The sequence below is a fragment of the Streptomyces sp. OR43 genome (assembly GCF_008042275.1).
In the GTDB taxonomy this organism is placed as follows: domain Bacteria; phylum Actinomycetota; class Actinomycetes; order Streptomycetales; family Streptomycetaceae; genus Streptomyces.
This window is the reverse complement of sequence record NZ_RDBK01000043.1, coordinates 2,809,013-2,815,817: the sequence shown is the minus strand read 5'-3', so window position 1 is coordinate 2,815,817 and position 6,805 is coordinate 2,809,013. Positions and strand designations below refer to the sequence as shown.

Annotated in this window: 6 protein-coding genes; 1 reads left to right on the top strand and 5 read right to left on the bottom strand. The window is 70.6% G+C overall.

The window, feature by feature from the left end; genetic code table 11:
* A partial coding sequence (locus EAO72_RS31710) for a PspA/IM30 family protein (RefSeq protein ID WP_148022153.1) occupies positions 1-496 on the top strand: 496 nt, incomplete at its 5' end.
* Between the two features lie 40 nt (positions 497-536).
* Here EAO72_RS31710 and EAO72_RS31705 read toward each other — a convergent pair.
* From EAO72_RS31705 to EAO72_RS31685, 5 genes are all read right to left on the bottom strand, one after another.
* A complete protein-coding gene (locus EAO72_RS31705) occupies positions 537-3,101 on the bottom strand; it encodes a SpoIIE family protein phosphatase (protein WP_187285405.1) in 2,565 nt (854 codons plus the stop codon).
* A 207-nt stretch (positions 3,102-3,308) separates the two neighbouring features.
* On the bottom strand, positions 3,309-3,737 hold the full coding sequence (locus EAO72_RS31700; protein ID WP_148020517.1) for an ATP-binding protein: 429 nt from the start codon (positions 3,735-3,737) through the stop codon (positions 3,309-3,311).
* 174 nt (positions 3,738-3,911) lie between these two features.
* Positions 3,912-4,316: a (deoxy)nucleoside triphosphate pyrophosphohydrolase gene (locus tag EAO72_RS31695; RefSeq protein WP_148020516.1), complete on the bottom strand. Its 405-nt coding sequence runs from the start codon at positions 4,314-4,316 to the stop codon at positions 3,912-3,914.
* A gap of 56 nt (positions 4,317-4,372) precedes the next feature.
* Positions 4,373-4,555: an SPOR domain-containing protein gene (locus tag EAO72_RS31690; RefSeq protein WP_459112829.1), complete on the bottom strand. Its 183-nt coding sequence runs from the start codon at positions 4,553-4,555 to the stop codon at positions 4,373-4,375.
* A gap of 270 nt (positions 4,556-4,825) precedes the next feature.
* Positions 4,826-6,559: a purine-cytosine permease family protein gene (locus EAO72_RS31685; protein WP_148020514.1), complete on the bottom strand. Its 1,734-nt coding sequence runs from the start codon at positions 6,557-6,559 to the stop codon at positions 4,826-4,828.
* Positions 6,560-6,805: the final 246 nt, after the last annotated feature.

Here is a 6,805-nt window from a genome sequence, read left to right as displayed (position 1 = left end):
GTGGGGCGAGAAGGCGCTCGCCGCCAGCCGCAAGGCCGATGAGCTGCGGGCCGGCGGATCGGGCCCGGACGCCGACAAGTTCGACAACCTGGCCAAGGTCGCGCTCGGCCGCCAGCTCCAGTCCGAGAAGGAGGCGAGGACGGCGGAGCCCACGATCGCCTCGCAGACCGAGGTGGTGGACAAGCTGAAGTCCGGCCTGGACCGGATGAAGACGAAGCTGACGGAGCTGAAGTCCAAGCGTGACGAGCTGGTCGCCCGTGCCAAGTCCGCCCAGGCGCAGAACCAGATGATGGATTCCGTCAAGAACATCGACGTCCTCGACCCGACCAGCGAGATCAGCCGGTTCGAGGACAAGGTACGGCGCGAGGAGGCGAAGGCGCTGGGCAAGCAGGAACTCGCCGCGTCTTCGCTGGACGCCCAGTTCGAGCAGCTGGACACGCTGGGCGAGAGCGCCGAGGTGGAGGCCCGCCTCGCCGCGCTGAAGTCCGCTTCGTGAATCCGCCGGGAGGCCCGCCCCCGTACGTGCTGAGCCGGCCTCAGAACATGCTGAGCAGTTCCTCCACCGTACGCTCGGCGGCCGGTGCGCCGTCGGGCAGCGGGAGTTCGAACCAGACGGTCTTGCCGCGCGGTGTCCGGCGCGACCCCCAGGCCGCGCTCAGCAGTCCGACCAGCTGGAGTCCGCGGCCGCCCTCGTCCGTGTCGCGTGCGCGCCGGCGCCGCGGCTGGACGAGGCCCGCGTCCCACACCTCGCACACGAGGGTGCGGTCGCGCAGCAGTCTCAGCCGGATCTCGCCCTCGCCGTACCGGAGGGCGTTGGTGACGAGTTCGCTGACCAGCAGTTCGGTGGTGTCCACCAGGTCGTCGAGGTCCCAGGCGAGCAGCCGGCCGCGGGCCAGTTCGCGGGCGCGGCCGACCGAGCGGGGCTCGCGGGGCAGCCGCCAGTCGCCGACGGCGTCGGCCGGCAGCCCCTGGATGCGGGCCATCAGCAGGGCGATGTCGTCCTCGCCGTGCCGGGTGTCGAGCGAGCTCAGTACGTGGTCGCAGACGTCCTCGAGGGGCCGGGCCGGTTCGACGAGGGCTTCGCGCAGCGCTTCGAGCCCCTCGTCCAGCGGATGGTCGCGGGACTCGACGAGACCGTCGGTGTAGAGGGCGAGGAGGGCGCCCTCCTTGAGCTCCACCTCGACCTCCTCGAAGGGTTCGCCGCCGACGCCGAGCGGCATGCCGGGCGGTACGTCGAGGAGCAGCGCGGCTTCGCCCGGCTCGACGACGACCGGAGGCAGGTGGCCGGCGTTGGCGAAGGTGCAGCGGCGGGTGACGGGGTCGTAGACGGCGTAGACGCAGGTCGCGAGATAGACCTCGGAGAGGTCCGCCTCGCGTGACTTGTGGGCGGCCCGCGAGGGCCACTGGGCGCCGCCGCCGGCGTCGGCCGAGGTGCCGGCGCCCGGGGTGCCGAGGCCCCGGGCGACCTCGTCGAGCGCGGAGAGGACTTCGGCGGGCTCCAGGTCGAGGAGGGCCAGGGTGCGCACGGCGGTGCGCAGTTCGCCCATGGCCACGGCGGCACGCAGTCCGCGGCCCATCACGTCGCCGACGACGAGGGCGGTGCGGTGGCCGGGGAGCTCGATCACGTCGAACCAGTCGCCGCCCACCTCGGTCGCCGTGTTGCCGGGCAGATAGCGGCAGGCGATGTCGAGGCCGGCGGCCTCGGGGTCGCCGGGCGGCAGGAGGCTGCGCTGGAGTATCAGTGCGCGTTCGTGCTCGCGGCGGTAGAGGCGGGCGTTGTCGATACAGACGGCGGCGCGGGCGGCGAGTTCGCCGGCCAGGGAGCGGTCCCGCTCCCCGAAGGGTTCACTGCCCTTCGTCCGGGAGAACCGCACGAGGCCGACCACGGTGTCGTGGGCGACCAGCGGCACGGCGAGCGTGGACTGGACGAAGCCGCGGTCGTCGCCGGGCACGTCCTCCACATGACCGGTGCGCAGGGCGATGGCACACGGTGAGCCGAAGGGGTAGTGGTGCAGCGCGCCGAGGGCGGGCGGGCCGTCGACCGTGTGGGGTTCGGCGTCGGCCGAGGAGTCGGGGATGCCGGGCAGGGCGTCGGACACGGCGCTGGCGAAGGCGACGCGGCGCAGTTCGGCGGAGCCGCCGAACGCTTCCCCGCGCAGGGAGCCGCCGCTGCCGGGCGGCGTCTCCTCGCCGGTGAGCAGGGCCTGGTAGAGGTCGACGGACGCGAGGTCGCAGAAGCCGGGTACGGCGACGTCGAGGAGTTCGCGGGCGGTCGTCTCCAGGTCGAGGGAGTTGCCGATGCGTGCGCTCGCCTCGTTGAGCAGGGCGAGGTTGCGCCGTGCGCTGGCGGCCTCCCGGGCGGCGATGTGGCGCCGGGTCACATCGGTGGCCAGTCCGGCGATGCCGATGGGGCGGCCCGAGCCGCTGTGCACCCGGTAGAGGTTCATCGACCAGTGGCGGCGCTCGGTGTCGCCGGGGGCGGTGCCGACGAGCTGGAGGTCGGTGACGGAGTCGCCGGTGGCCAGGACGCGTTCGAGTGTCGCCGTCAGCCGGTCCGCCTCCGCGGCCGCGAGGTAGTCGTGGACCGTACGGCCGCGGTGGTCGTCCGCCTGGCCGCCGAAGACGGTGGCGAACCGCTGGTTGGCCCGCAGCACGGTGAGGTCGGTGCCGAACAGGACGAAGCCGAAGGGAGATTGGCCGAAAATCGCCTGCGAGGCCGCGAGGTCCGTCTCGATGAGCCGCAGGGCCCGGACGTCCACCACGATGCAGACCGCGGCCCGTTCACCGGTCGCCGTCTCACTCGGCATCACATAGATCTCGGCGAGCCCGTGCACGGCGTCCTCGCCCGGCATCCGGAAGGGGACGAGGCCCGTCCACTCCTTGCCGTCGAGCACCTCGCCGATCCGGCGGTGGCCGTCGCCGCGCAGCTCGGCCGGCATGAAGGCCTCGACCGGGTCCTTGCCCATGGCCTCGTGAGCGGCAACGCCGAAGAGGCCGGCGGCCCGGCGGCTCCACTGCTCGATCAGGCCATCGGGGCCGATCGAGAAGGAGGCGACCCTGATGTAGTCGTAGATCGAGCCAGGCGGACTGCTCTGCCACACCACGTCGCCCGCTGTCCCAGGTATCTCGCTCACGCGACCGTCCCCTCCAGCTCACACACCGGACCGGTCCTGCCCGCAGTATTCAGCACTACGGCCCCGACCGACACGGCGTTCACGATCACAGCACGGTCTCAGTCCGTTTCGGCCAGATTCCGACCGGCCGATTCCGACCTTCCCACCGTGATCGCTGTTCGTCCCACCTCACTCCTAACCAGGCAGGGCCAGCTCGAACCACACCGTCTTGCCGCTCTTTCCGCGCCGGGTCCCCCAGCGGCGGGCCGAACAGGCCACAAGCTGCAGCCCTCTGCCGCCTTCGTCGTCGGGCCCGGCCATACGTTCGGTGGGCGGATCCGGAAGCGGATCAGAGACTTCCACGAGGAGTCCGGGGTGCACTGCGGGGCCTTCGCCATCAGGACGGGGGCGTACCAGCCGTACTCCAATGGGACCCGCCGTGTACCGCATCGAGTTGGTCACCAGCTCGCTGACCAGCAGAACCGTCACATCGCCGACGGCGGCGTCGAGCCCCCAGGAGGTCAGCGCCTCGTGGACGGCATGCCGTGCCGTGCGCACGGCGCCGGGCACAGCCGGAAAGCTCCACTCCGCGCTGTCGCCTTCCGTATCGATCACGCCGATCACTTCCCAGGGCCGGCAACGGGAACTCCTGATTGCGGGGGCTAAACATCACATACCCGTAATTCAGGACGAAATACCGCTGCTGTCGACACGTGGGGCGTACGGGTGTAGGAGCGTGCGCACGAACGGCCGTACGTGTAGGGAGGGGGCGCACGGAGTGGGGCGAAGGGTCCCGGCTCAGCCGTGTGCGCCGCCGGGCTGCCGGCGTACGGCTTCGGCCACTGCGGGCAGGTCCTGTTCGAGCCAGTCCACCGTGCCGCTCTCGCCCGGTCCGAGCCAGCGCAGCTCGTCGTGGTCCTGGAGCGGCGCGGGAACCCCGGACACCAGCCGGGCCGTCCACACCTGGAGCACATAGCCGGGCTTGAGCGGCCACTCACCGGGGATGCGCTCCAACGCCTCCGCCTCGACACCCAGCTCCTCGCGGAGCTCGCGGACGAGCGCCTGCTCACCGCTCTCCCCCGGCTCCACCTTGCCGCCGGGCAGCTCCCAGCGTCCGGCCAGCTCGGGCGGGGCGCTGCGGCGCGCGGCCAGCAGCCGCCCCCGGTCGTAGACGGCCCCGGCCACCACTACGCGATCAGTCATGGTGCGGAGCGTAACGCCCCGTCACGGACGCCCGGCGGAACGCCGTAGGGGGCGCACTACGGGCGGGCGGTCTGCCCTACGCGCTCGACCCAGTAGAGCTGCTTGTGGCCGTGGCTCTCCAGCTTGTCGGCGGTCTTCTGCGCCTCGTCCTGCGTGGCGTACCTGCCCACGCGGTAGCGGTTGCCGTTGTCGTCCTGCCGTATCACCAGCCAAGGGAGCACGGCACCGCTGTCGCTCATCGTGCCCCTCCCGAGCATTGCGCCCCTCCCCTGAACGGCGTGCATGTCTCTAAGGATCCCCAGGAAACCGCAGTACGCATATGCCCGAGCCTACGCCTGACCTTTACTCAACGCATGCGTAATTGCACAAAGAGATACCGATCCGGCCAGGAGCGGACCAACGCCCCGGGGGCGCATCCGTCTGGATGCGCCCCCGGGGCGCTCCCCGGCGGATTTTCGGCTACGGAACCTCGGCGACGGACCCTCGGGGACGGGCCTCAGGAACGTCCCTCAGGGGCGGGCCGCTGCCTCGCGCAGTACCGGCGCCGGCATGAGGACCGGGCCGGCGGCGGGGGCCTTGCGGCAGACGTCTCCGCACTCCGCGTCCAGCGAGCAGCAGAGCGAGCAGATCGGCCCGGACTGCACGGGGCAGTCGGCGATGTCCGGGAGCTCGTAGGCCGTGGCGCAGACCGAGCAGGTGTGGGTGGCGGTGATGTCCGCCACCTCGGCGCCGGGGCCGTTCACGGGGTTGGGCCGCGCCAGATAGTACTTCCCCTTCGTCGCCCAGGCGATCAGCGGACAGAGCGTCAGCGAGAGTCCGGCCGCGATGAAGGTCGAGAACGCCTCCGCGTACCTGCCGAACAGCCCGAAGAAGGCGAGGATCGAGACGGTCGAGGCGATCACCATCGCCCCGAATCCGGCCGGATTCACCGCGTACAGATAGGCCCGCTTGAATTCGATGTACGGGGGGCTCAGGCCGATCCGCTTGTTGATGACCAGGTCGGCGGCGACCGCGACGATCCACGCGATGCCCACGTTGGAGTAGAAGCCCAGCAGCTTGTTGAGGGCCGCGAACATGTTCATCTCCATCAGCGTCAGCGCGATGACGAGATTGAGGAAGATGTACCAGACCCGGCCGGGGTGACGGTGGGTGATGCGGGAGAAGAAGTTCGACCAGGACAGCGAGCCGCTGTAGGCGTTGGTCACGTTGATCTTGATCTGCGACACGATCACGAAGAGGGCGGCCGCAGGCAGCGCGAACGAGCCGAGCCAGGGCTTCAGTGCCTCGATCTGCGGGGCGATCGGCTCCAGCGCGTGCGTCTTGCCGACCGCTTCCAGGGCGACGAAGGCGAGCAGCGCGCCGCCGAGCTGCTTGGCCGCGCCGATGATGACCCAGCCGGGTCCGGCGGCGAGGACGGCGAGGTTCCAGCGCCGCTTGTTGGCCTCCGTCTTCGCCGGCATGAAGCGCAGGTAGTCGGCCTGTTCGCCGATCTGCGCGATGAGCGAGAGGGCGACACCGGTGCCGAGCCCGAAGCCGATCCAGGAGAAGCCCGAACCCGCCCCTTCCGTCCCGCCGAAGGAACCGAAGGCACCCCAGGCGTCCGGCGCCTCGAAGGCGAGGACGACGAACGGCAGCACCATGCCGATGATCCAGACGGGCTGGGTCCATGCCTGCACCTTGGCCAGGGCGCCCATGCCGCGGAAGACGATCGGTATGACGATCAGAGTGGTGATCAGATAGCCCGCCTCGACCGGGAGTCCGACGGCCTGATGCATGGCCTGGGCCATGATCGAGCCCTCCAGGGCGAAGAAGATGAAGGTGAACGACGCGTAGATGAGCGAGGTCAGCGTCGAACCGAAGTAGCCGAATCCGGCGCCCCGTGTGACGAGGTCCATGTCCAGGCCGTACTTCGCGCAGGCGCGGGCGATGGGGATGCCGGTGAGGAAGATGATCGTCGCGGCCGCCATGATCGAGGCGAATCCACTGGTGAACCCATAGGTGAAGACGATCGAGGCGCCGATCGCGAAGTCGGCGAGGTAGGCGATCCCGCCGAGCGCGGTGCCGGCGACCGTGCCGGGCGACCAGCGCCGGAAGGAGTGCGGCGCATAGCGCAGGGAGTAGTCCTCCCGGCTCTCGTCCGCTGCGAGTTTCGCGTAGCTGCGGCGGGGAGGCGGGGCACCGGAGCCGCCTGCGAGGTCTCCCCCGGAGGCGGTCTCCGTCTTCGGTACGGCTGTGTCCGTCATCGGTGACTTCCCGTTCGTCAGTCCGGAGTGCGGGTCCGAACGGGAAGGTAGGAGCGGGACATGACAAGCCATCACGGTCGACGGTTGCCCGCCCGTTACGGGGTACGGGCCGCCGTTAATTCGTGGTGACGGGCGCCGGACGGGCGCCGCCGGATATCGGTCACCCGACAGGAACGCCGCGCCGGCCAACCCGCTGACCGGCCGGGAGCGCCCGCAGCAGAGCCCGCCACCGCAGGACCGATGACT